Origin of the sequence: Fulvivirga lutimaris (genome assembly GCF_009711525.1) — a bacterium.
GTDB classification, from domain to species: Bacteria; Bacteroidota; Bacteroidia; order Cytophagales; family Cyclobacteriaceae; genus Fulvivirga; species Fulvivirga lutimaris.
Genome location: NZ_SMLV01000382.1, coordinates 324 through 25624, shown reverse-complemented (window position 1 = coordinate 25624; position 25301 = coordinate 324). Strand labels below are relative to the sequence as shown.

The 25301-nt window shown below is 37.0% G+C and carries 28 protein-coding genes and 1 pseudogene; 9 read left to right on the top strand and 20 right to left on the bottom strand.

All coding sequences use genetic code 11. The features are described from left to right. Positions 1-34: 34 nt before the first annotated feature. The 4 genes from E1140_RS11660 to E1140_RS11645 all read right to left on the bottom strand — a co-directional run bounded on the left by E1140_RS11660 (position 35) and on the right by E1140_RS11645 (position 5175). On the bottom strand, positions 35-853 hold the full coding sequence (locus E1140_RS11660; protein WP_155183573.1) for a mechanosensitive ion channel family protein: 819 nt from the start codon (positions 851-853) through the stop codon (positions 35-37). Between the two features lie 68 nt (positions 854-921). Further along, complete coding sequence (gene murA, locus E1140_RS11655; RefSeq protein ID WP_155183570.1) at positions 922-2232, bottom strand: UDP-N-acetylglucosamine 1-carboxyvinyltransferase; 1311 nt, start codon at positions 2230-2232, stop codon at positions 922-924. Beyond that, a complete protein-coding gene (locus tag E1140_RS11650; protein WP_246202848.1) occupies positions 2233-2907 on the bottom strand; it encodes a DUF4290 domain-containing protein in 675 nt (224 codons plus the stop codon). A gap of 15 nt (positions 2908-2922) precedes the next feature. Continuing rightward, positions 2923-5175 carry an ATP-dependent helicase gene (locus E1140_RS11645; protein WP_155183567.1) on the bottom strand — a complete coding sequence of 751 codons (2253 nt, stop codon included), beginning with the start codon at positions 5173-5175 and terminating at the stop codon, positions 2923-2925. Between the two features lie 166 nt (positions 5176-5341). Between E1140_RS11645 and E1140_RS11640 the strand changes: the two genes are divergently transcribed. Beyond that, complete coding sequence (locus E1140_RS11640) at positions 5342-5911, top strand: DUF3109 family protein (RefSeq protein WP_155183564.1); 570 nt, start codon at positions 5342-5344, stop codon at positions 5909-5911. A gap of 97 nt (positions 5912-6008) precedes the next feature. Beyond that, a complete protein-coding gene (locus tag E1140_RS11635; protein WP_155183561.1) occupies positions 6009-6575 on the top strand; it encodes an outer membrane beta-barrel protein in 567 nt (188 codons plus the stop codon). 50 nt (positions 6576-6625) lie between these two features. Here the strand turns inward: E1140_RS11635 and E1140_RS11630 are convergent, their stop codons facing one another. The 12 genes from E1140_RS11630 to pdxA all read right to left on the bottom strand — a co-directional run bounded on the left by E1140_RS11630 (position 6626) and on the right by pdxA (position 15733). Continuing rightward, positions 6626-7579, bottom strand: a complete 954-nt coding sequence (locus E1140_RS11630; protein ID WP_155183558.1) for a hypothetical protein — start codon at positions 7577-7579, stop codon at positions 6626-6628. Between the two features lie 78 nt (positions 7580-7657). Further along, entirely contained in the window at positions 7658-8104 is a 447-nt protein-coding gene (locus E1140_RS11625) for a GNAT family N-acetyltransferase (RefSeq protein ID WP_155183555.1), read from the bottom strand. Then, entirely contained in the window at positions 8094-8747 is a 654-nt protein-coding gene (locus E1140_RS11620) for an outer membrane beta-barrel protein (RefSeq protein ID WP_155183552.1), read from the bottom strand. The genes E1140_RS11625 and E1140_RS11620 overlap by 11 nt, the downstream gene beginning before the upstream one ends. 109 nt (positions 8748-8856) lie before the next feature. After that, entirely contained in the window at positions 8857-10209 is a 1353-nt protein-coding gene (gene accC / locus E1140_RS11615) for an acetyl-CoA carboxylase biotin carboxylase subunit (protein WP_185153541.1), read from the bottom strand. A gap of 58 nt (positions 10210-10267) precedes the next feature. Beyond that, on the bottom strand, positions 10268-10750 hold the full coding sequence (gene accB, locus E1140_RS11610; protein ID WP_155183549.1) for an acetyl-CoA carboxylase biotin carboxyl carrier protein: 483 nt from the start codon (positions 10748-10750) through the stop codon (positions 10268-10270). Between the two features lie 73 nt (positions 10751-10823). Continuing rightward, positions 10824-11390: an elongation factor P gene (gene efp / locus E1140_RS11605; protein ID WP_155183545.1), complete on the bottom strand. Its 567-nt coding sequence runs from the start codon at positions 11388-11390 to the stop codon at positions 10824-10826. 51 nt (positions 11391-11441) lie between these two features. After that, a complete protein-coding gene (locus tag E1140_RS11600) occupies positions 11442-12440 on the bottom strand; it encodes a beta-ketoacyl-ACP synthase III (RefSeq protein WP_155183542.1) in 999 nt (332 codons plus the stop codon). Positions 12441-12450: 10 nt separating this feature from the next. Continuing rightward, positions 12451-13392, bottom strand: coding sequence for a phosphate acyltransferase PlsX (gene plsX / locus E1140_RS11595; RefSeq protein WP_155183539.1), 942 nt, complete (start codon positions 13390-13392; stop codon positions 12451-12453). 10 nt (positions 13393-13402) lie between these two features. Further along, positions 13403-13594, bottom strand: coding sequence for a 50S ribosomal protein L32 (gene rpmF, locus E1140_RS11590; RefSeq protein WP_155183536.1), 192 nt, complete (start codon positions 13592-13594; stop codon positions 13403-13405). Between the two features lie 24 nt (positions 13595-13618). Next, positions 13619-14140, bottom strand: a complete 522-nt coding sequence (locus E1140_RS11585; RefSeq protein WP_155183533.1) for a YceD family protein — start codon at positions 14138-14140, stop codon at positions 13619-13621. Between the two features lie 87 nt (positions 14141-14227). Next, a complete protein-coding gene (locus E1140_RS11580) occupies positions 14228-14614 on the bottom strand; it encodes a TerB family tellurite resistance protein (protein ID WP_155183531.1) in 387 nt (128 codons plus the stop codon). Positions 14615-14704: 90 nt separating this feature from the next. Continuing rightward, positions 14705-15733 carry a 4-hydroxythreonine-4-phosphate dehydrogenase PdxA gene (gene pdxA / locus E1140_RS11575; RefSeq protein WP_155183528.1) on the bottom strand — a complete coding sequence of 343 codons (1029 nt, stop codon included), beginning with the start codon at positions 15731-15733 and terminating at the stop codon, positions 14705-14707. 94 nt (positions 15734-15827) lie between these two features. Between pdxA and rsmA the strand changes: the two genes are divergently transcribed. From rsmA to E1140_RS11545, 6 genes are all read left to right on the top strand, one after another. Beyond that, positions 15828-16604 carry a 16S rRNA (adenine(1518)-N(6)/adenine(1519)-N(6))-dimethyltransferase RsmA gene (gene rsmA / locus E1140_RS11570; RefSeq protein ID WP_155183525.1) on the top strand — a complete coding sequence of 259 codons (777 nt, stop codon included), beginning with the start codon at positions 15828-15830 and terminating at the stop codon, positions 16602-16604. Next, positions 16592-17950 carry a magnesium transporter gene (gene mgtE, locus E1140_RS11565; protein WP_343034234.1) on the top strand — a complete coding sequence of 453 codons (1359 nt, stop codon included), beginning with the start codon at positions 16592-16594 and terminating at the stop codon, positions 17948-17950. Before rsmA ends, mgtE begins: the two co-directional genes overlap by 13 nt. Positions 17951-17962: 12 nt before the next feature. Beyond that, complete coding sequence (locus E1140_RS11560) at positions 17963-18895, top strand: NAD(P)-dependent oxidoreductase (protein WP_246202847.1); 933 nt, start codon at positions 17963-17965, stop codon at positions 18893-18895. Between the two features lie 102 nt (positions 18896-18997). Then, the gene (locus tag E1140_RS11555; protein WP_155183523.1) at positions 18998-19840 is read left to right on the top strand and encodes a pentapeptide repeat-containing protein; all 843 of its coding nucleotides are present in this window, start codon (positions 18998-19000) and stop codon (positions 19838-19840) included. Between the two features lie 111 nt (positions 19841-19951). Continuing rightward, entirely contained in the window at positions 19952-20425 is a 474-nt protein-coding gene (gene greA / locus E1140_RS11550) for a transcription elongation factor GreA (protein ID WP_155183520.1), read from the top strand. After that, positions 20425-20817: an HIT family protein gene (locus E1140_RS11545; protein WP_155183517.1), complete on the top strand. Its 393-nt coding sequence runs from the start codon at positions 20425-20427 to the stop codon at positions 20815-20817. The genes greA and E1140_RS11545 overlap by 1 nt, the downstream gene beginning before the upstream one ends. On the opposite strand, the gene E1140_RS11540 is transcribed toward E1140_RS11545, so the two are convergent. From E1140_RS11540 to E1140_RS11525, 4 genes are read right to left on the bottom strand one after another with little or no spacing between them, the layout of a single operon-like run. Continuing rightward, on the bottom strand, positions 20814-21869 hold the full coding sequence (locus E1140_RS11540) for an NAD(P)H-dependent glycerol-3-phosphate dehydrogenase (RefSeq protein WP_155183512.1): 1056 nt from the start codon (positions 21867-21869) through the stop codon (positions 20814-20816). The two genes, E1140_RS11545 and E1140_RS11540, sit on opposite strands and share 4 nt — an antisense overlap. Then, entirely contained in the window at positions 21847-23538 is a 1692-nt protein-coding gene (locus E1140_RS11535; protein ID WP_155183508.1) for a 1-acyl-sn-glycerol-3-phosphate acyltransferase, read from the bottom strand. Before E1140_RS11535 ends, E1140_RS11540 begins: the two co-directional genes overlap by 23 nt. A gap of 47 nt (positions 23539-23585) precedes the next feature. Further along, the gene (locus tag E1140_RS11530; RefSeq protein WP_155183505.1) at positions 23586-24260 is read right to left on the bottom strand and encodes a hypothetical protein; all 675 of its coding nucleotides are present in this window, start codon (positions 24258-24260) and stop codon (positions 23586-23588) included. Next, on the bottom strand, positions 24257-24496 hold the full coding sequence (locus E1140_RS11525) for a hypothetical protein (protein WP_155183502.1): 240 nt from the start codon (positions 24494-24496) through the stop codon (positions 24257-24259). Before E1140_RS11525 ends, E1140_RS11530 begins: the two co-directional genes overlap by 4 nt. 163 nt (positions 24497-24659) lie before the next feature. On the opposite strand from E1140_RS11525, the pseudogene E1140_RS11520 reads away from it, so the two are divergent. Next, positions 24660-25301, top strand: a pseudogene (locus tag E1140_RS11520) (hypothetical protein); the annotation flags it as partial.

The following is a 25301-nucleotide window of genomic DNA, read 5'->3' as shown; positions in this document are numbered from 1 at the left end:
CGAAACGGCTTTTTTTATGAAAAAATCTTAACGCTTACTTCTCGTTATAGATATGAACATCTCTTTGTGGGAATGGAATAGAAATTCCTTCTTTATCAAAGGTAAGTTTAACTTTTTCCTGGAAATCCCAATATACATTCCAATAGTCTGCAGTAGCCACCCATGGTCTTACATTGAAGTCTACTGAGCTATCTCCAAGATTGGCAACATCAACCCTGTAAGCTGGCTCTTTTAATACTCTTTCGTCCTCTTCTACAAGTTTAATTAATATTTCCTTGGCCTTTTTGATATCATCATCATAGCCTATGCCAAAAACCATATCTACTCTTCTTTTCTCTTCAGCAGAGTAGTTGGTAATAGAGCTATTAGAGAGACCTCCATTAGGAATGATAATTCTTTTATTATCACCAGTCGTCATTATCGTATTAAAAATCTGTATCTCTTTGATGACACCCATATGACCACCACCTTCAATGAAATCCCCTACTTTAAAGGGGCGCATGATTAAAATAATAACTCCACCTGCAAAATTTTGGAGTGTACCTTGTAATGACAAACCAATGGCTAAACCTGCAGCACCTATAATAGCCACAAAAGAGGTCATTTGTATACCTAGCGTGCTTAGTACTGTGAGTAACAACAGAACCAATAACGTATTATAGATTAAGCTAATGAGAAAGGGTTGAAGGGAGGCATCTATTTTGCTCTTTGCAAAAGCCTTTCTTATAGCTCTTCGAATGGCCTTAATTACCCATAAGCCAATTATTAGGGTGATTAATCCTTTAATTAATGGTACCCCATACTCTATGGCATAGGTCATCATATAGTCTGTACCTTGTTCCAAAATTTCCATGTTTTAGTTGATTTGAAGTTAGATTTTAAAAAGTTAAAATAAATCAACTTCAAAACAAAAGAATTATCCTATTGTTCTAGTCTTTCGATTTTAGCACCAAGTGCTGTTAATCGTGAGTCGATATTTTGATAACCTCTGTCAATCTGCTCTACATTGGAAATGATGCTTTCACCCTCTGCAGAAAGTGCGGCTATTAATAATGAAACCCCTGCTCTAATATCAGGAGAAGACATTTTTATTCCTTTAAGAGGTTGTTTTCTGTCAAGCCCTATTACAGTAGCCCTATGGGGGTCACAAAGAATAATTTGTGCACCCATATCAATAAGCTTATCAACAAAGAAAAGTCTGCTTTCAAACATCTTTTGATGCACCAATACAGTTCCTTTTGCCTGAATAGCTGTAACTAAAACAATACTTAATAAATCGGGGGTAAATCCTGGCCATGGCGCATCAGCAACAGTCATTATCGAACCATCTATAAAAGTATCAATCTCATATCTCGACTGTGCCGGGATGTAAATATCATCGCCTTTAATCTCCAGTTTTATACCCAGCTTTTGAAAAATTCCTGGTATAAGCCCAAGATGTTTAACTCCGGCACCTTTGATTGTAATCTCAGATTGAGTCATGGCAGCCAGTCCAATAAAACTTCCTACCTCAATCATATCTGGAAGCATTGTGTGTTCAGTGCCACCAAGCTCATTTACACCTTCTATTGTAAGAAGGTTAGAGCTGATGCCTGAAATTTTAGCACCCATGCTATTGAGCATTTTGCAAAGCTGTTGGATATAAGGCTCGCAAGCTGCATTGTAAATAGTGGTGGTTCCTTTGGCTAATACTGCGGCCATGAGAATGTTGGCAGTACCTGTTACAGAAGCCTCATCAAGGTGGATGTATTTACCATTTAGGTCAGAAGCGTCTATTTTATAAAAACCATCTTTGGCAGAATAGTTGAATTTGGCACCGAGTGCCTCAAATCCTAGGAAGTGTGTATCCAGTCGTCTTCTACCTATTTTATCTCCACCGGGTCTTGGTATTTTGGCATATCCGTACCTGGCCAATAGAGGCCCGAGAATCATAATTGATCCTCTTAGCGAAGCGGCCTTTGTTTTAAATTGATCAGTTTCAAGAAAACCAACATCAAGATCTTTGGCAGTGAACCTGTAACTCTCAGGCCCTAGCTTTTCAACTTTTGCACCAAGATCGCCAACCAGCTCAATAAGCTTATTGACATCTCTGATATTAGGAATTTTATTGATTGTTATAGGTTCAGCACTTAAAAGTACTGCGGCTATAATTTGTAATGCTTCGTTTTTTGCACCTTGAGGAGTTATTTCGCCTTTGAGCTTGGTGCCTCCTTGAATCTTGAATGAACTCATTTAATTTCTTCTGCGCTGTTGTCTTTGGCCTCCTTTACGGTTTCTGTTTCTATTTCTGTTGTCACGATCATCATTTTCGCGGTTGGGCTTGCGCTTAGGTTTGTAAAGTCTTTCAAACAAATTGTCTTCTCTTACTTTTTCCAAATCAATATTGAGTTTTCCACCAGAAATTGATTGCATGTTTTCAAGAATTACAGCATCATCAATTACTTCTTTATTCCAGCTACCGTAAAAACTTTTCATCAATTTACCGATGTAAATAATGGCATCTTCTCTTTCTTGAGGGTCTTCTTTTTTAATAGCTTCTAATACTAGTAACTCTAAGTTTCTGCCGTAGTGCTTATATTTTATTCTGTTGGTAGTGTAAGGCACACGCTCAGGCTTTTTGGTTAAAACATCAGGCTCAGGCTTAGGGTATGGGCCTTTTAATTCAATATCAAAGCCAGCCATGATATACAGGTCGTCCCAAAGTTTTTGGTTGGTTTCATTAGCCTCTTTAAGAGAAGGCATAACCTGTTTCATCAATTCAATTAGTGTATGGGCTTGTTCAGTTCTTTTTTCAACATCAGGTATTGATCTCAAATATTCGACAAGCATTTGTACATTTCGGCCGTACTCTTTAAGTATAATTGGCTCCTGGTTGGTGTTGTACTCCAGAGTTGTAATGTTATCCATAGGTGTGTTTAACCCTTAATTCGGGTGTATTTTAAGTTTAGCAAAACTAAGTAATAATGTTTTTTCACCAAAGTCATCAAAATTGACCTTGGCTTTCCGGTTTGCACCAGATTCATCAATGGCCTCAACCATGCCGTATCCAAATTTAGGATGTTCAACTTTCATTCCTTTTTCAAGGCCTGAAGTATCGCTTGGTTGAAAATCTGCGGGTGGTTTGTAGTTAGATTTTGACTTTACAACTTGAGAAGCTGTGGTCTTTTTCATACCACTAACAAAGCTTTTAGCATAACCTGCAGTGTTAACCGATTCGGTCACTTTTGCGCGCTCGTTAACTTTTATGTAATTAGGGTCAATTTCATCAATAAACCTACTAGGTTCACAATTTTTAAGCCTTCCAAAGCGATATCTGCTCAATGCATAGGTGAGAAATAGCTTGGTTTCCGCTCTAGTGATCGCTACATAGAATAATCTTCGCTCTTCCTCAAGGTCAGCGCGACTGCTGAGCATCATCTGAGAAGGGAACAAGTCTTCTTCCATACCAACGATGTAGACATTTTTAAACTCAAGACCTTTAGCCATATGAATGGTCATTAAAGTTACCTTGTCATTGTCTTCATCTTTGTCATTATCAACACCTGTCAATAGTGCTACTTCCTGCAAAAATGAACCTAAAGACTTGTCTTCTTTTTCAGGGTCATCTACAAACTCTTTGACTGCATTTAGCAGTTCCTGAACGTTCTCGTATCGATTTAATCCCTCTACAGTTTTGTCTTCATACAGGTCTTTCATCAACCCGGAACGCTTTGCAATCTCGTTGGCGGCTGTATAGGCATCCTTTTTCTCTATATCAATTTGGAAGCTTTTGATAAGGTTGACAAAATCTTCAATGGCATTAGCAGCACGTCCTGGTAAAAAGGAGCTTATATTTTCTAAAACCACCCATAGGTCAAGGCCCTGATCATTAGCAGCTACAACTATCTTGTCGATTGATGTGCCTCCTATTCCTCTTTTAGGATAGTTAATAATTCTTCTTAGAGATTGTTCATCATTGGTATTGAGAGCATATCTCATATAGGCCATCAGATCTTTGATTTCTTTTCTTGCATAGAAAGACAACCCACCAACAATTTTGTATTTAATGTTCATCCTTCTCAGAGCTTCTTCTATTGCTCTGGATTGACTGTTGGTTCTATATAGGATAGCAACATCACTATTTTTTAATTGATGCTGCATCTTTTCTTCAAAAATAGAGGAGGCAACAAGTTTGCCTTCTTCATTGTCTGAATTAGCGCGCAGTAATTCGATGAGATTGCCTTCTACATTATCCGTCCAAACATTCTTTTTAAGCTGGGCTTTGTTTTTGAAAATAACCGAATTGGCAGCTTTAACTATTGTCTGAGTAGAGCGGTAATTCTGTTCTAATTTGATTATTCTTAAATCTGGATAGTCTTTTTCAAAATTCAAGATATTTTGGATGTCTGCTCCACGGAAAGCGTAAATACTTTGCGCATCGTCACCCACTACACAGATATTTTGACGAACAGCAGCCAGTCTTTTTGTAATTAAATACTGTGAGATGTTTGTATCCTGAAACTCATCAACCATTACATATTGAAAGCGCTGCTGATATTTATTCAATACATCAGTATGCTCTTTAAACAGGACATTGGTATTAAATAATAAATCATCAAAATCCATAGCTCCAGCTTTAAAGCAACGCTGACAATAGATCTGGTAGATCTTACCCAGCTCGGGCTTCATATTGCTTTCATCATCAGCAAGATATATTGGGTTGTTGTTATATTCCCGCCAAGAGATTAGCCTGTTTTTAGCGCCAGATATTCTGTTGAAAACAACATTAGCCTTATAGACCTTGTCGTCAAGATTAAGTTCTTTAACTATAGTTTTTATGAGTGACTTTGAGTCGTCAGCATCATATATAGTAAAATTGCTAGGATATCCTATCTTATCGGCCTCAGACCTAAGAATTCGCGCAAAAACCGAGTGAAAAGTTCCCATCCATAGATTACGTGCATCCGAACCAACCACACTTTCAATCCTATCACGCATTTCCTTGGCCGCCTTATTGGTAAAAGTAAGTGCCAAAATGTTAAAAGGGTCAACACCTTTTTGTTGTATCAAATAGGCAATTCTGAAAGTAAGTACTCTTGTTTTTCCTGATCCCGCACCGGCAATAAGCATGGTGGGTCCTTCGGTGTTGACAACGCCTTCTCGCTGAGGTTCGTTAAGGCTATCTAAATAATCCATCCTATCAAATTAATCCCAATCCTTCTGTATTTCAAGAGGGTAAAGTTAATTCATAAATGGGCTAAGTTCTAAAGGAGCAGAGATTTTAAAATGGAAAAAATCATTACTGCCGCTCACCTTCCTTTGAGGTTTAAAACATTGCCTTAAAAGGCCTACTTTTGCAGTTATGATTGAGCATGGGAAAGTAATATTGTCTGATGATATCAAGGAGCAGTTTTTCGTTTGTAATCTTGAAAAGTGTAAAGGTGCGTGTTGTGTTGAGGGTGATCTTGGGGCACCGTTAGAAAATGATGAACTGCCAATTCTAGATAAGATTTATGACGCTGTTGAACCTTACCTTTCTGAAGAAGGAAAAGCTGCCATTAAAGAACAAGGAAAGTATGTTCTTGATGAGGATGGTGAGTATTCAACTACTACGATAGGGGGTAAGGAATGTGCTTATGCCATATATGATGATAGAGGCATTTTAAAGTGCGGCATTGAACAGGCTTATGTTGATGGTAAAACTGATTATAAGAAACCAATAAGCTGTCACCTATATCCGATCAGGGCCACAAAGTATGATCAGTTTGAAGCCTTAAATTATGACCGCTGGGATATCTGTAGTCCTGCATGTGATTTTGGCAAAGAGTTAGGAGTAGAAGTCTATAAGTTTCTAAAAGAACCGTTAATCAGGAAATATGGGCAAGCGTGGTACGATGAGCTCGTTTCGTTGATACAAAATGGTGATTATTAATAGTTTTAAAGTTCGTCTATTTAAGATTACGTAATACTACTTATTGGAATTGATGGTTGAATTGAGTTTATTACATGCTTAACTAACTTATCAGACTATGAAAAAGACTTTATTATTGATGGTATTTGTTGCCATTGGGATGACAGCGAATGCGCAAGAATTTAAGCCATTTAAAGTAGGCTTAGGTTTTGGGTATGCCATTCCGTCCGATGGTGGAGGAGGTATTGCAATTTACCTTGAACCTGGGTATAGAATAACAGATGCTATATTACTTAACTTGAGAATTGAATCTGCTGCTATGGCAAAAGTGGTTGGTACCCAAGAAGCCAAAGTTGCTGCATCTGCATCATATACAGTCAATGGCCAATATTATTTTAATAATAATGACTTTAGACCATTTGCAGGGTTAGGATTAGGTCTTTTTGCCAATGCGAATGTTGAAGTTAGTGGTCAAGCCGGTTCAGCTAGTGCTGGAACAGTGATAGGATTTTATCCTAGATTAGGCTTCGATTATAAGCACTTCAATTTTATATTTGATTATAATTTAATACCGGCAACAGATGAAGTTGAGGTTAATGGATCGACAGTCGAATTAACTGAAAATATTAAAAACAGTTATATGTCCATTAAGATAGGCGTGTCTATTGGTGGAGGTAGAAACTAAAATTCTTCTAAAATGATTTTAAAAGCTCTTGATGGAAATCAAGAGCTTTTTTATTCTAATCCCTTATCAAAGGTGATTGTCTCAACAGTTATTTGAATTTCTTGCAATCTGCTATCTAGTTCATTTAAGCTTTCTTCAAGTTTTGCCTTTATTACTTCTTGATCTTCTTTTTCAGTACTCAATTCTTGCAGATTTACTAACCCTTTAATCCGGCAAAAAGGGCCTCTTAACAAGTGCGCGTTAAAGAAGGCATGCTTTTGTAGTTTATCGTTTTGCTCCATCAATGATTTCGTACGCTGATCAATTAGCATCTCTAGGTTTTGGTTGATTGAGTCTAATTCCTCTTTTTGGCTTTCGATAAGAAGCTTAGCATCGTTAATCCTTTGAATATTAGATTCTATGATATGCATGATATAGAATATCACTAAGTTGAATAATAGCCAATAGAGGATTCCATCAAAGAAATAATATCTATAATTAACAATGGTTTGTGGTATGTCATTGTCTGCATCAAAATAGACTAAAAGTGCAGGAAAGGTTATCATTCCTACTGCATTGAGAATCATAAATAAAGAGAAAAGCATCTTCTCCTGCTTAAATGAAAACATAAGCTGGATAAGTAGCCCATGAAAAACAATGCCGAAAGGGTAGGCCAACATATAATCAGATGGGGCAAAGAGAAGTTTAATAGGAATAAGGTGTAGTAGTAATGGCCAGACAATGGTAAACACGACCCTACTTAATGTGGTTATTCCTTTTCTATTAAGATATAGGCCGCAGAAACAAATTAGAATTACTATTGGAACTACAAATTGATCGAATCGCAGTTGGGAAATAGGGATTAAATAGGATTCTATATCTATGATCATAAAGATGACATAAACTATAGGTAATGAAATAAAGATGACGTTTGAGAATGAAATTCTTCGACTAATGTCATCCTCATTTTCGGATATCACGCCAAAGCGACTAATTACTCTTAACCAAGCAGATGCGTTCTTCATTGGCAAATTATGAATTGTACTTGCTTAACGTTTATAATATAAGTCGGTTCAGCAATAAATGAAAGAGAATTTCTCTTTCTAATGCTTTATGAGTTGTTTCATTTGGTAAAGATCAAACCCATCCGCCCAAAAGTCTTTGACAGTTTCAATCAGCTCAAATCCTAATTTTTGATAAAATTGATATACTAATTGAGACGTCCTTACTTCTATGACCTTAACAAATTTCATCCTTTTTATTTCTTCAATCCTGTATTTCAACAAAGCAGAACCAAACCCCTTTCCTTGGCACTCAGGATGAAAAAAATCCCATGAAATGCGAACGGTATCCGCTCGGTCGGTAGTGTTTATACCACCTGCACCTACAAGTTGGTTATCAACTTCTACTACATAATAATATTCCAGATGGTCTTTTAGGTACTCCTCTAAATCATTAAGCTCTTCTTGCGCAAAGTATTTAGGAATGTTAAGCTTTAAGAGGTCTAGAAGCTCTTGCTTGTCGTCTGACTTATAGGGTCTAATATTCATTTGCAAAAGCTATAGGGAAGTACAAGCTTAACTTTAGGTTTAAAATATTATCATTATCAGAATTACCCAACTCTGAGATGTTGTCTAGGTAATCAGTCAGAGGATTGTAAAAAGTCGTTTGAATGCCTATGCCTACTTCATTTGCAAGAAAATAAGCAGCACCAACTGAAGAAGGAAGCATGAAAGAAGAGCTTCTAAAGTTTTCTTGTTCCGCTCTGGTGGTAGGTTGATCTTCCAACTTTTTACCGAATTCATCTTTGGGTGTATATCTAATAAAGCCGACACCTTGGCTTATATATACTAGCCATTTAGAAGTTTTAATAATGTTATAATGAACCTCATAATTTATAGCGAAGAAATTACTTTTGAAATAGCTGTTTGGACTTGGGTCTTGCGATATCTGAGCACTCTCTTGCACCTTTTGCTGATCGCTAACAGCCCCAAAAGTTAATTGCAGAGCTCCGTTTAGTTTTTTCTTTTTATTGAACTGAATGCCAGCCTGAAACCCTCCATTCCATTGATTGAAATCACCCATATCCCCTTTGTAACTATTTGCATTTGCTCCCGCAAACAAGTATTTATCAGGAGCTTGTGCATTTAGCATGATTGGCAAGCCTAACAGAAGTATAACAAGATATTTCATACAACCAGCAAATTACACAATTGACAATATATCGCCAATGTAATGATCTAAAGCAAAAAAAAGCCCTGATATAAAGTCAGGGCTTTTAAATATAGTTTAATAAGTATTCTTACTCAATTCCACTCATGTCGAAAGTCTCCATAAAAGCAGTCGTAAACTGACCAGATTGGAATTTCTTGTCGTCCATTAATTTAAGGTGGAAAGGAATTGTTGTTTTGATACCTTCAATGACAAATTCGCTCAAGGCTCTTTTCATCCTCGTAATCACTTCTTCTCTGGACTGCCCACTTACGATAAGTTTGGCAATCATTGAATCGTAATTTGGAGGGATAGTATAGCCAGCGTAAACATGACTGTCAATTCTTACACCATGACCACCTGGCATATGAAGGTTAGTGATTTTTCCTGGAGACGGTCGGAATCCATTTGCAGGATCTTCAGCGTTGATCCTACACTCCATAGCATATAAGTTAGGTGTGTAGTTTTTACCTGATATCAATATTCCAGCAGCAACCTTTATTTGCTCCTTTATCAAATCATAGTCTGTAACTTCTTCAGTGATAGGATGCTCTACCTGAATACGAGTATTCATTTCCATGAAGTAGAAATCACCATTTTTATCAACCAGAAATTCTACAGTGCCCGCACCTTCATATTTAATAGCTTCTGCAGCTTTAACGGCTGCATCCCCCATCTTTTCTCTAAGTTTCTTGAAAGTATCCATTACTGGTGAAGGAGTCTCTTCAAGTAATTTTTGATGCCTTCTCTGGATAGAACAGTCTCTTTCTGAGAGGTGGCAGGCCTTGCCTTTTCTGTCTCCTACAATTTGTATTTCAACGTGCCTAGGCTCTTCAACGAACTTTTCAAGATAAAGTCCATCATTACCAAAAGCGGCACCAGATTCTTGCTTGGCATCATTCCACGCTTTCTCAAACCCGGCCTCATCTTTTACGATACGCATACCACGACCACCACCACCGGCAGTCGCTTTTAGAATAACAGGGTACTTTATTTTAGCTGCTATTTTCTTGCCTTCTTCAATAGACTTTAAAAGTCCTTCGGAGCCTGGTATTGTAGGTACACCTGCTTTTTTCATGGTTGCCTTGGCTGTAGCCTTATCACCCATCTTGTCAATCATATCAGGGCTAGCACCGATGAATTTTATATTGTATTCAGCACAAACAGCACTGAATTCAGCATTTTCAGATAAAAAACCATATCCTGGATGTATTGCATCCGCATTAGTTATTTCTGCCGCAGCAATTAAATTTGGAATGTTTAGGTATGAATCCTTACTAGGAGCTTTACCAATGCAGACTGCTTCATCTGCAAATCTAACATGTAAACTTTCCTTGTCGGCAGTAGAGTATACAGCGACTGTTCTAATACCCATCTCACGACAGGTACGGATTATCCTAAGTGCAATTTCGCCTCTATTGGCTATTAATATTTTTTTAAACACAATCTTTCGAATTTAAAGGTTACCGATGTTTAAATAGGATCTTTTTCAGATCGAAAAATTATGAAGGGTCAACCAAGAATAACACTTGATCGTACTCTACAGGTGAAGCATTTTCAGCAACAACTTTTACAATTGTTCCAGATACCTCTGATTCTATTTCATTGAAAAGCTTCATAGCTTCAATGATACATACTGGCTGACCTTTTTCAATCTTATCACCAACATTAACAAACGAAGGGGAGTCAGGATTTGGAGATCTGTAGAATGTTCCAATCATTGGAGATTTAACCTCTACATATTGGCTTGATGCAGGTGCTTCAGCAGCAGGTGCGGGTGCCGAGGCAGGTGCCGGAGTCGCTGGAGCCGGAGCTGCAGCAACTGGTGCTGGAGCAGCCGGAGCTACGCTTGCTTCAACAATTCTGTTCTGTACGTCTGGCTCTCTTTTTATAGAAAGTTTTAGTTCTTCTGTTTCAATCTTTACTTCGTTAAGACCTGTAGCAGATATAAAGTCTATGAGATCTCTTATTTCCTTTGTTTTCATTTTGTGTTCAAGTTTAATAAGGTTCGTTCAATATTTTGTTGCGTCTAATTAACTGACCTTGTGGTTAGCAATATTATTCTTTCACTCTCTCGTAATAAGAGCGTGATGTAGTTTCAATTTTAATTTTGTCTCCTTCATTGATGAATAAAGGAACATTTATTTCTGCCTCCGTCTCTAAAGTTGCTTTTTTCGTGGCGTTCGTAGCAGTATCACCTTTCAATCCTGGTTCAGTATATGTAACTGTCAACTCAACAAATTGAGGAAGTTCACTACCAATCACCTCTTCTTTTTCTGCATGATAGAGTACGTCAACTGCCTGACCTTCTTTCATTAAGTCAGCGTTTTCTATAGCTCCTTCAGGAACAAATGTTTGTTCGAAAGTACTACTATCCATGAGATGGTAGCCCAATTCATCTTTATATAAATATTGGTGCGGTCTTCTTTCTATTCGGGCGGTTACAACTTTATGCCCTGCAGAGAAGGTATTCTCTATTACTTTTCCTGAAGTAAGGCTTTTAAGTTTTGTTCTTACAAAAGCAGGCCCTTTGCCTGGCTTTACATGTTGAAATTCCACGATAGTGTATAGGTCGTGGTTATATTCTAAACATAGACCGTTTTTGAAATCGGCTGTTGTTGCCATGAGTTATAATTTAAAAAATAAAGTTACTAATACGTTTAACAAAAGCAATTGCTATTTGGCATCGTAAGCCCACTTAAGGTAGATCGATCCCCATGTAAAACCGCCTCCAAAGGCTGCTAGTACAAGATTGTCTCCCTTTTTTAATTTTTTCTCATAATCCCATAATAGTAAAGGAATGGTTCCACTGGTAGTATTTCCATACTTCTCAATATTCATCATTACCTTATCTTCTGTAACACCCATTCTATTGGCTGTTGCATCTATTATCCTTTTGTTGGCTTGATGAGGGACTAACCAGTCAACATCATCTGCAGTAAGATTGTTACGCTCCATTATTTTGGCAGCGTAGTCGGCCATGTTGGTCACTGCAAATTTAAAAACAGTGGCACCGTCTTGACGTGCATAGTGTTCTTTCGCATCCACCGTTTCATGAGTGGCGGGATAAGCGCTTCCCCCAGCTTTCATTTTCAAGAACTCTGCTCCAGTACCATCACTTTTATGAATAGCATCAATGATACCATTATCGTCTGTGCTTGGTTCTAACAATACAGCTCCACCGCCATCACCAAAGATGATGCATGTAGTTCTGTCTTTGTAATCAATAATAGAAGACATTTTATCAGCGCCAAGTACTAATACCTTCTTGTAAGTACCTGCTTCAATAAACTGAGTTCCTGTTGTTAATGCATATATAAAACCTGAACATGCCGCACCCATATCAAAGCTAAATGCATTAGTAGCACCTATAGCTGCTGATACCAGATTGGCAGTAGCTGGAAATACCATGTCGGGTGTTATTGTAGCGAAGATTACTAAATCGATATCTTCTGGATTGGTATTAGTCTTTTCTAAAAGACCTTTGGCAGCCTCAATACCAATGACTGATGTGCCTTTACCTTCACCCTTTAAAATTCTTCTTTCTTTAATTCCTGTTCTTGAAGTGATCCACTCATCGTTAGTTTCGACCATGGTCTCTAACTCCTGGTTTGTAAGAACATATTCGGGTACATAACCATGTACACCAGTGATTGCGGCTTTTATTTTAGCCATAGTTTAAATTTTATTCTTCAAATTTTTCTTTAATCTTCAGGTGAATATTCGATTCTGCCATTTTTAATGACAGCAAAAGCATATTCTTAATTGCCATAGCGCTAGAAACACCATGACCAATGACCACGTTGCCATTGACGCCCAAGATAGGACTTCCGCCAATAGCTTCATAATTAAACCTGTCGAAATAAGAATCTTTTATTTGTCTGGCCTGAAGTAGATCAAAAAATGATTCGGCCATTTTGAGAATGACATTTCCCGTAAACCCGTCACACACAATAACATCTGCTTTGTTGTTGAACAGGTCACGTCCCTCAATGTTGCCAATGAAGTTTATGCCTTTTGTTATCTTAAAAAGTTGATAAGCGGCTTGAGTAAGAAGAGTTCCTTTCTGTTCCTCTTCGCCCAAGTTCATTAGCCCAACTTTAGGATTGTCAATTTCGAATACATGCTTAGCATATAGTGAGCCTATCTGTCCGAACTGTAGTAGCACATCGGGCTTGCAGTCGGCATTAGCACCTACATCCATAATTACACCGAAGCCACCGTCTTCTTTGGGCATAAACCCAGCAATACCCGGACGAATTATGCCTTCTATTGCCCTGATGGTAAACATAGCACCAACATGCATAGCACCAGTATTTCCAGCGCTTGAAAATGCTTTTACAGCTCCCGCCCTTAACAAACCAAACCCAACACCTATACTGGAGTTGGGCTTTTGTGATAATGCTTTTGTTGGGTGCTCGCCCATCTCAATAATTTCATCTGCATGATACACTTCCAATTTATCAGAAGTGATATTATGCTCTTTGAGCTTGGCGTTTATAACATCTTCTTGTCCTACAAGGACAATGGAGGTACCTTCAGGTAATTCTTGGGCAGCAAGTGCTGCACCCTGAACTGTACAGTCAGGGGCAAAATCTCCACCCATTGCATCTAGTGCAATCTTCATAAGCTCAAGCTTACGCTAGAACTTCTTTCTCCATCACAACTTTACCTTTGTAGTAAAGTTTTCCTTCTAACCAGAATGCTCTGTGTGGTAAGTGAAACTCTCCAGTTGTAGGGCAAACAGCAAGAGTTTTAGCCTCAGCTTTGTAATGAGTTCTTCTTTTGTCTCTTCTCGATTTCGAGATTTTTCGCTTAGGATGAGCCATCGTATTCTATTTTAATTTAATTTTTTACTTCAGTTTTTTTAATTTTTCCCAACGAGGATCGATATCAGTACTTTTATTTTCAACTTCGTCATTGTCTTTTTCACTACTATATATCAATTCATCGTCACCAGTTTCGTCTTCAAACCTAGGATGCAACTTCTTCATCGGTACTTCAAGACCAATGAATTCGTATATGTACTGAGCCAGATTTAAACGTTGTCTATCACGATTGATAATCACAATATCGTCATCTAATTCTTGCTCTTCTTCTCCGTATTTGAAGATGATACTTGTTTCAATATTTAGAGGAAAGTCAAACAAATCCAGGCTTCTATCGCACTGGAGCTCTATATTTCCATCTATTATCATCGTCAACTTTATGAACGATTCATTTTTTTCAAGAGCTACATTTACTTTGCCATTTCCTTTATCAACAAAACTGTCTTCAAATTCACTAAACAATGTATCATCAAATTCGAAATCGTATTGATGAGTAGCATTGCTAAGTTTGTAGATGTCAATGTTGAATCTGTCTAGCACACGCATAGCCTCTCTCCAAATTAGGGTGCAAAGTTAATAAGATAAATCTGAATATTAAAAGATAACTTCTAAGCTTTTTGAATGAATTGAGTATTAAGTGTATTCATTTAACACCAGCTTTTGAAGATCGTCCTTTTGATGTTTGTAAATCTCGTCTCTCATAAACTCAACAACATTCTTTTTAAAGCCAAGCTTTATAGCTATGTCTTTACAGAAATTCAATTCTGTTTCAAATATTTTTTGATCAATCAACATGAGATCAATACAGGCAAAAAGGTATTCGAATTTTTGATTGTCAGATAATGCTCCAAATGTACCTATCGGTTCTGGATTTATTATAAGTTCTTTAACATCACTTTGAGGAAAACCTTTCTTACGGGCTATCTCATAGATTCTGTCGCGCTCAAGGTTTGAAAAATGCTTGTCCGAAACAGCGAGCTGAATTAGTATGTTAAGTTGCTTTCGGGTGATTATATCCATTTTTCTAAACCTTGTGGGTAAAGTTAAAAGATTTGTAAATAATTAAGTAATGGAGGTAAGAATAGCATATATGTGGTAAATAATAGAGTGTTAGCTCTCTTTTTTCTGCTCTGAGCGGTTTTTGAATATATCATAAGCCATAAATATAGCCTCACGCATAGAACTTTCATTGGCTACATTCTTTCCAGCTATGTCATAGGCAGTGCCGTGATCTGGAGATGTTCTTATTATAGATAAGCCGGCAGTAAAGTTCACACCATTGTTAAATGCCAAGGTTTTAAATGGTATTAAACCTTGATCGTGATACATGGCTAATACCGCATCAAATTTTTTATACTCTCCTTTACCAAAGAAGCCATCAGCCGGGTACGGGCCAAATACAAGCTTACCTTTATTTTTGACCTCATCAATGGCAGGCTTGATCACATTTCCATCTTCAGACCCCAAAAGTCCTTCTTCCCCTGCATGAGGGTTGAGCCCCAAAACGGCTATTCTTGGTTTTGAAATGCCAAAGTCAACTCGAAGAGACTCCTCCATAATTTTCAGCTTTTTAATGATAAGCTCCTTTGTGACATTTTTACTTACATCCTTTAAAGGAATATGACCTGTAACCACACCAACCTTAATATCTTCACTTGTTAGGAACATCAGACTGTCTTTACCATCAAAGTTTTCAGTGAAGTACTCAGTATGACCTGCAAACTTAAATTCTTCGGACTGAATATTATTTTTATTTATCGGTGCGGTAACTACTGCATCAATGAGCCCCTCTTTCAAATGCTCCACAGCTTTTTGCAAAGCTTTAAATGAAGCTGCACCAACCTCTGGAGTTACACTTCCAGCATTTATTTCTATCATTTCATCCCAGCAATTGACAATATTTACTTTGCTGTAAGTAAATTTATTATCTCTGTAATGGGTGTAGTTAAAATCATTTAAATCAAACGCCTTTCTATAATATGAAATGGCCTTAGTAGATCCATAGATGACAGGGGTCATGTAATTAAGAATGCGATTGTCATTTAAGGCTTTGATTATAACCTCAGGGCCAATTCCGTTAATATCTCCAATCGTTATACCTATTTTGGGTTTATCCATAGCTGTTGAATGACTGCTCATTATTTTTAATAACTTTACCGGCTGTTTTGCAAAGCTTTTTCACTTCTTTTTATAGTGCTTGCAAGTTAAAGTATTTTCTAATTAATGAAAATGGATGGTTAGAGCCAAAAAACATCTGGGACAACATTTTTTGACTGACGAACTGATTGCTTCAGATATTGTCAAGGCACTTTCTGATACAAAACCAAAAGGAGATATCCTGGAAATAGGACCGGGTACAGGAGTACTTACAAAGTACCTTATTGAAAATTATACTGACCAATTGACGCTTATTGATCTAGATAAGGAGTCGATAGACTATCTGATAAAGAAGTTTCCAAGCCTATCTTCTCGCACTCATTATGGGGACTTTCTCAGAAAGGATATTGATTATATAAAGACTAACAAATTTGACATCATTGGTAATTTCCCTTATAATATTTCATCTCAAATCTTTTTTAAGATTTTAGATATAAAAGATAGGGTAGACACTGTGGTGTGCATGTTACAATATGAAGTGGCTAAACGTCTGGCTTCGCCACCTGGAAATAAAGATTATGGTATTCTGAGCGTGCTTTTGCAGGCTTATTATGATTTCGATTATCTGTTTGATGTCGAGGCACATGTATTTGATCCACCACCAAAAGTGAGGTCTGGAGTTATACGTCTAAGACGTAATGATGTAGAGAAGCTGGACTGTGATGAAGTGCTGTTCAAAAAGGTTATAAAGCAGGGTTTTCAAAGCAGACGCAAAACATTGCGCAACGCATTAAAACCTCTAAATTTGCCAGCTCAGATTACGGAGCTGGAATTACTAAATAGAAGAGCTGAGACATTATCTGTAAATGATTTTGTAGGGCTTACCAATGAGATAACAAAGTGGAACAACTAATTCAATTTGAACTAACTAACGAATTTCGTGAGCGCTTTCAACAGGCGGTTAGTGAGAAGGATGTTGACTTTATTGTACAATCTCTGGAGGGTATCAAACCTGCTGACATTTCCACATTGCTTTATGAGTTTAATTCTGAAGACTCTAAGTATGTATTAGACGTTTTAACCCCTGAACAACGGGCCGAAATAATAAATGATCTTGATGAAGATGTAAGGGAGAAATTCCTTCGCTCTTTCCAAACTCAGGAAATATCTGAGATAGTTAATCACCTTGATTCTGATGATGCTGTAGATATTCTTAATGAGCTCCCAATTAAAGAAAGGGAAGAGGTTCTGGCAGGTATTGATAACTCAGAGAAGGAGGCTAATATCCTGGATCTGCTTCGTTATGACGAGGATGTGGCCGGAGGTCTGATGGCCAAAGAGCTTGTCAAAGCAAATGTTAACTGGACTGTTATTCAGTGTATTGAGCAAATCAGAAAGCAGGCAGAGCATGTGCAGAAATTATATTCTGTATATGTTGTTGACGATAAGGATTGTTTGCTGGGAAGGGTTTCGTTGAAACGGATTATTCTGGCTGAAGACAATACTTTGATATCTGATATTTATGAATCGGACCTGGTAACTGTTGAAACCTATTTGTCAGAAGAAGAGGTTGCTCAGATCATGCGTAAATATGACCTTGAAGCAGTACCTGTTGTCAATGTTCAGAATAAATTGCTGGGAAGAATTACAATTGATGATGTTATAGATGTTATTACCGAGCAGGCTGATGAAGAAAGACAGATGATGTCTGGTATCGCTGGTGATGTTGAAGAAGATGATAGTGTTTGGGATTTAACAAAAGCAAGACTTCCATGGCTAATAGTAGGTGTAATAGGAGGTTTTATAAGTGCCAAGTTCATAGGTATTTTTGAAAAGGAATTACTGAGAATTACAGCCATAGCATTCTTTATTCCACTTATTCAGGCAACAGGAGGAAATGTTGGAATTCAATCTTCATCTATTGTGGTTCAAAGTTTAGCCAATCCTTCAGCGTTTAGTGGAGGAATGATTAAAAGGCTTCTGAAAGTATTTTTGGTTGCTTTGATCAATGGTCTAGTTCTGTCTTGTATGGTTTATGGATTCAATATAATAACTGGCGGACCTAATACTTTGTCATTTGTTGTTTCACTGGCACTATTTTTTGTTGTTTTAATAGCTTCGTTTCTTGGAACAGTTACTCCATTGCTACTTAATAAATTGGGATTTAATCCTGCTTTGGCATCTGGCCCGTTTATAACAACCACCAATGATCTTCTTGGCCTCGCCATTTATTTTTATATTGTACATCTACTACTTTAAACCTTTCGAAAATTGAACTTCCTTATAATAGATGAGATGCACAGCAGTCTTCTTTCATTGCTTTCTAACCTTGGAATAAAAGGAGACTATAAGCCTAATATTAAAAAAGAAGATGTCGCTCAACAGCTTGCTGGTTATGATGGAGTAGTGGTTAGAAGCAAGGTGTTTATCGATAAGGATTTATTGAAGTACGCTGATAATTTAAAATTCATCTGTAGGGCAGGAGCAGGAATTGATAATTTGGATGTTGACTATATAGAGTCAAGGGGGATGAAAATTATTAACGCACCAGAAGGAAATAGAAATGCCTTGGCTGAGCACACTGTTGGATTGTTATTTTCACTTCTCAATAATATTGTAAAATCTGATAAAGAGGTTAAATCAATGCTATGGGATAGAGAAGGTAACCGTGGCTATGAGATTTCAGGAAAGACAATAGGCTTGATTGGATTTGGTTTTATGGGCGAGGCTTTTGCTAGTAAAATTGTCCATTTCGGTTGTCGTGTAATTGTCTACGATAAATATAAGAATGGAATAAGTTGTGAAGGTATAGAGCAGGTCGAACTTGATGAAATATTTGAAGAGGCTGATATTTTAAGTATCCATGTTCCATTAACTGATGAGACTCGTTTTATGGTGGACAAGCAGTTTTTGTCAAAATTCAAAAAACCTCTTTGGTTTCTAAATACCTCAAGAGGAGAAGTCGTATCTCTTAGTGGAATTATTCATCATTTGTCAACTAATAGACTTCGCGGAGCTGCATTAGATGTAATTGAGAATGAAAAAATGAATACCTTTACAGAAGATCAGAAAAAGGCGTTCGATAAATTGAGTTCTTTTGATAATGTGATCCTTACGCCTCATGTGGCAGGGTGGTCATTTGAATCTTACGAGCGAATTAATGAAGTTTTAGTTGATAAATTAAAGGCTGAGATTTCCGCATAAGTGATTGAAAGTAAATAATATGGAGTTCATAATTCAAATTACTCTTTAATATGTTCTTCATTTTTAGTAATATAGATTATTAGCCGTCCTGTATAAGCACTAATGATTAAGGATAATCAGAAAAAGAAACTAGAAGAATATGTCAATTCGATAATTGAGAAGCCAATTCTCACTTCTTCTATTGTGCTTGCTGTACTTACTGTAATTGTACTCAGCTTTAGTTTAAAATATTATTTAGCAGATTTTGAAATGTTCTTTGGTCAGGTAATGGCTGAAGCTCATGGTATGCTTTTCGATATTGCGGTTATAGGTATTCTAATCTTTTGGCTTAATAAAAATGGTGAGGTGCGTCAAAGAATTAGAACTTACAAAGATGAAATTGATGACTTTAGGCTTTGGGAATCTGAAGAGGCTGCCTTTAGAACGGTTGGTAATATTAAAAGGCTTAACAGGCATGGTATTAACGAAATCAATTTAGTTAACTGCCATCTTTCAAGAACAAATTTGAATTATGTTAATCTGGGTGGATCCAACCTAAATTCGTCAGATATTTCTAATGCATTTTTAATAGAAACCAATTTGCAGAATACCAGGTTGAATCAGACTAACCTTGAAAATTCAAATCTAAATCAGGCCAACCTAAAAGGAGCCTATGCGAGTGGAGCTAATTTTAAAGACGCTTATTTAATAAAGGCTCAGCTTGAGAATGCCTTCTTAATAAAGTCTAATTTTAAGAATGCCTTTTTAATGGAATCTAACCTTAGAGGTTGTTACTTAACTGGGGCGGACTTTGAGAATGCAAGTTTGTACAAGGCCGATTTGAGAGGAGCGAAAGGTATTACTCTGGAACAGCTGACAAAGGCAAAGACCCTTTACCTTGCTCAGTTTGATGAGGAAATATTAAATCAAATCAAGACAAATATTCCAGAGCTTGTAGGTAAATAGCTTTTTGGCGTTCAGTCAGAATCAATTACATTTGTGGTCTAAATAGATAATTAATAGAAGAAACGGTTACTGTGTGGCCGTTTATTTGTTTTTATAGCAGAATACATTTTTATGGGAAACATAGCATACTATACCAAAGAGGGTTTAGATAAGTTGAAGAATGAGCTTAACGAGCTTAAGACGAAGGGAAGATCACATATAGCTAAGCAAATAGCCGAAGCAAGAGATAAAGGTGATTTGAGTGAGAATGCGGAGTATGATGCTGCAAAGGATGCTCAAGGACATTTAGAAGCTAAAATTGCTCAGCTTGAAGAAGTTGTAGGCAACGCTAGAGTATTAGATGAAAGCACAATAGATACTTCGAAGGTGTCAATTCTTTCTAAAGTAAAGATTAAGAATAACAAGAACGGAGCTACTTTTTCTTACACACTGGTATCAGAAGAGGAAGCTGATTTAAAAGCGAGTAAAATTTCTGTGCAATCGCCAATAGGAAAAGGTTTGTTAGGAAAAAAGGCTGGAGACAAAGCTAAGATTCAAACCCCAGGTGGAGATATAGAATTTGAAATCATTGAAATAGGAATCTGATGAGCTCAATTTTCACAAAAATTATCAATAGAGAAATTCCTGGCTATATTATAGCTGAAGATGATAACTATATTAGTTTCCTTGATATTAATCCATTGGTATTGGGTCACTGCCTGGTGGTGCCTAAAAAAGAAGTTGACTACATTTTTGATCTTGAAGATTCAGACATCCAAGGTCTTATGACATTTGCTAAAAAAGTGTCAAAGGCAGTGAAAGCTGCTGTGCCATGCAAAAGGGTAGGAATAGCCGTAATTGGCTTAGAAGTACCGCATACGCATGTTCATTTGGTGCCGTTAAATATTATGGATGACATCAATTTTTCAAGACCAAAACTAAACCCGTCAGCTGAAGAATTAGCTAGTGTGGCTGAAAAAATAAAAGCCGCATTTTAGAGAAAGTCAATATCCACATTATAAGGATACTTCATTAAGAGCTGTATGGCCTTTTCAACAGGAAGGCCTTCAAATAAAACTTCATAAAGGGCTTCAGTTATTGGAGCCCTTACTTTATGGTAGTCAATTATCTTTTTGGCGATTTTAATGGTGTTAACTCCTTCTGCAACTTCATCCATGTTTGCAATAATCTCAGTGAGGCTTTCACCTTTAGCAAGTCTATTTCCAACAGTAAAGTTACGACTAAGGGTACTGTTACATGTAGCTACCAAATCTCCTATTCCTGCCAATCCGACAAATGCTTCAACATCTCCACCCATGGCTTTACCTAAGTAAATCATTTCAATCATACCACGGCTGATTAGTAGACCCTTTGCATTCTCGCCAAGGTTAAGGCCACTTAGTATTCCTGAAGCTATGGCAATTATATTTTTTAGTACCCCTGCGAGTTCTATTCCAATCAAATCCTGATTACCATAAACCTGAAAAAGATCATTTCTTAATAACTGCTGACCAGCTTCAATTACCTCATTATAATGACTGGCAACAACAGTAGCGGCAGGTTGTCCCGCTGCCAGTTCTTTAGCTAAATTTGGTCCTGCCAGGCACCCAACTCTTATTACCACGCTTTCATCCATGATCACCTCGCTCATGGTTTTTACGTTCTCTCTATTGAGTATTTTTATGTTGTCCAAGGTTTCACCTTCTCCTAATTCAATGTCCAATCCTTTTGTGCCATGAATAAGAATGTGGTAGGGATGGAGGTAAGGTGAAAGTTGCTGCATCATCTCTCTAAATGCTGAAGATGGAACAATTGGGAAAAGTATATCGCAGGTATTTGCGATGTAACTCAAGTCACCAGTGGCAGTTATATTAGTATGCACTTTTTGGCCACGATGCTCTTTATTAGTAGCTATTTTTTTGATAACCTCAGGATCTCGGGCATAAAGCAATACCTCACTATTCTGAGCAAGTATGTTAGCTATTGCCATGCCAAAACTGCCGGCACCTATTACTGCTACTGGTTTCTTAGAAGTATTTTTCGAGGTCATAGCCATCCATTCTATTGTGATAATAATAAAGCGTGCTCAGGTCTTTAGTAATAATTTGTTTCTTCTTGTTAATAAGAAGCGGTCTTCTGCTGTGATACATACCTACATTATCAATACCAAAGTTGATAACTTCCTCCAGTGGATTTTTCAAATGAGCTGCGACATTAACTTTCTTCTTTTTCTTAAGCTTAAAGACCTCATTTCTTATTATGCTAAAAGTGTCTGAAAATTCATCATAGCTTATGTAAAGGTCTTCTTCAGGGAGTCTTAGAAAATCATAAAGGTCTAGCTTTTCATATCTCTTTCTCCAAATCTGGAATGCCACAAAGGCCACAAGATGACTAGCAAAAACTCGGTTAATTCTATGATACTCTTTAACTATTGTCTTTGAAAGTCTAATAGTATACTCTTCCTCTCTTTGATGATCGGCTGTGAGTTCACCATTGCTCATAAAGTAGTCCCGGGTGTCAACAAATCTTCCATGCTTATCAATGCTATTTCCTTTATCATCAACATAATTGCCGAGTAAATCCATACCACGACCAATTGAAACAGATATATCAGAACCTTTAGTGAAGAACTTGATCATAAACTTGATCAAATTGTAAGATGATGAATAGGCATCGCTTTCAACATAATACCTTTCTTGCCCCTTACTCGCCAAATACTCATTGATTAGGATAGGAGCCTCGAGTACAAAATTGTAGTTGATGGTTACAGGAACTATAAATATTTTCTTTCCATCCTTATTAGGATGATCCATAAATATATTTCGCTGAGCTTCCATTGCCGTACCTAGCAAACCTAGTTTAAGGGAAGATTCAATCTGACCAGATCTGGAGCGAGTCCCGCCAGGAAAGAAAAGGCTATGTGCACCTTCTTGAATGGCCAAATTTGAATATGTTTTTAGAGCCTCGAGATAAATAGGATTCTTCTTTCTTCTATCCACCTTATATGCACCAAGGCTGTTCATAAAGTATGCTAGAATCTTGATATTAAATAGGTTAAGTCCCGCACCATATATAAAGGCCGGTAAGCCCAAAACATGAATGATCCAGCCTATTAGTATAGAATCAAGATTACTAAAATGGGTAGGCACCATTACAACTGTACCAATCTTGGCAAGCTTTCTGACTTGCTTGGCTTTGCCTACAATCTGTATTTTATCATTAAGAGAATATTCATTTCTGAAAAAGGCTCCAAATCTCTTTACCCTTGTGGCATTTAGCAATCTGGCAAAGCCAAATTTAATTATTTCTCTTGCTAGTCGATATCTGCTTTTTCTGAAATTCCCTGCTATTTCATCTGTATATCGATGTAATATCTTTTTAAGAAGCTCTTCTTCTTTTTCGCGATGATTGCCATTTCCGACTAAGTCAACAAGCTCATCTTTTATTTTATTCCAAAACCTTTTCTCATCATCTGGGTCAACCTTCCAGGGGTTTTGTCTTATTCTAAGCTGTTCACGATATAGAGTAGTTTCCAACTCCTCCCTAAGCTCATTTTTTTTAGGGTTATCGGCTCTGATTTTTGCAAAGGCTTCGTCAACAACCTTGTCAATAAAAAGCTTTCTATTTTTACTTAATTGAACAACCGGCCACTCCTGAGTGCCAGAAAGGATGGGTTTGAAGGTTTTTTTCTTTTTCTTTTCGGTGCCTTTAGGCTTCATCTAGAATGAGTTAGAACGTCAAAGATAACAGAAAGAAGTGAATAGGGTTAACCGATTTTCTTTATTTGACCTAAAGGAATTTTCTCATAGACCATAGGCACTAATTTATCATTCTGCTCAAGCTCATATTTAATCTCAAAAGTTAGTTCCTTAGGTAATATTTCTAAAATCACATGTCTATCTTCCTTTAAGGGCTTGCTATTGCTAAGCATAATGCCACTAGATGGTGGTTCATAAAAATCTAACTCATTTGCTTTATTCCAATCTTGAATGCTGATCTTGAAATAAAATCCAATTTCATTACCAGATAATGAGCTGCTAACAAATGCAATAAATGCTTTTAGTTGTGGTGTTGTTTTCTTTAAGAATAGATCATATTCCTTGATAGGAGTTTCAATGCACAATGCTAACCCGCCTTCAATGCCGTAATAGATTGAGAATACTGCTGCCATCATAATGCTCAGCATTACCCAGTGGTTTAGATAGTATTGAAACAAACCCAATGCAGCCAATGGTCCGGCTATCCCACCTAATACGATAGGAATTAGGAATTTTTTCTGCTTGAATCCAATATTCTTAATCCAGTAGTTAAAAAATGAATAAGTCTTACTATTTATGGTTACATGCAGACTTGTGGAGGTTAAGTAGCTAATGTTATTATTATCACCTTCCTTATCCAGATAGCATTTAGCAATTAATTCTTCATCTTGATTGAAGGTCATAATGGTTCGAAGTGCTTATTGAGAATGTCATTCATTGATCTGAAATTTTTGACTACCTCATTATTAAAATCATCCGTTAGCAAAGCATAAATATCCTCTTCACTGATAACATCGAATTCGGAAATCTTAAAAGTTTGCTCCAAATCACCTTGTTCAAATTTTATCAGGTATTTACCGTTCCAATTAAAAATCGTGATTCGGTAGTTTGGTTTGGTGATTTCTTTAATTACTCTCATTTCTAAAAATTATGGAATGTCAAAAATAGTTATCAATGAGCATGATTTTTGCTATAATCATTAAAAATTAAGTTCATTAGTAACTTATTGATTATTTTTAGTAATAAATCATAGAATTAGAAATCAGAACAGTACTATAATTTATAATTATAAGAAAAAGGGATTGAGACATATTAGATTAATTTTAGCGACTGTGCTGTTGGCTGTATTGGGTATTTCAACTCAAGTATATGCTACCCATTTACGTGCTGGTGAAATTATTGTAAAAAGGGTTAACTGTAGTGGGTTAACTTTTGAGATTACAATTATTGTTTATACTGATAGTGGGCCAGCAGACCCGGTTCTTTTTGGAGATGGGGAGCTAAGATTTGGTGATGAAAGTGATCCAGATGAGTTTGAGACATTTCCTGTTATCCAGAACAATACTCAGGTTTTTCAAGATGAGAATGGAAATCAAACAAGTGAACCTTTTGGAGAAGATTTAGGAGAAGATGTCTCAAAAGCTGCCTTTACCATTAGGCATACCTTTGGTTCTCAAGGAAAATATATCATTAGCTATCTTGAGGCCAATAGAAATGCTGGCGTATTAAATATCGAAAACGGCAATTCGGTTAATACAAGATTTTACATAGAGACTGAAATTAACATAGATGGGTTTTTAGGTTGTAATAATACCCCTGTGTTACTGATTCCGCCCATTGACAGGGCCTGCCCTAATGTTGCCTTTTACCACAATCCAGGAGCTTATGATCCTGATGGGGATAGTATAGCTTTTGAGTTGGTAATACCAAAAAAGGATGTGGGG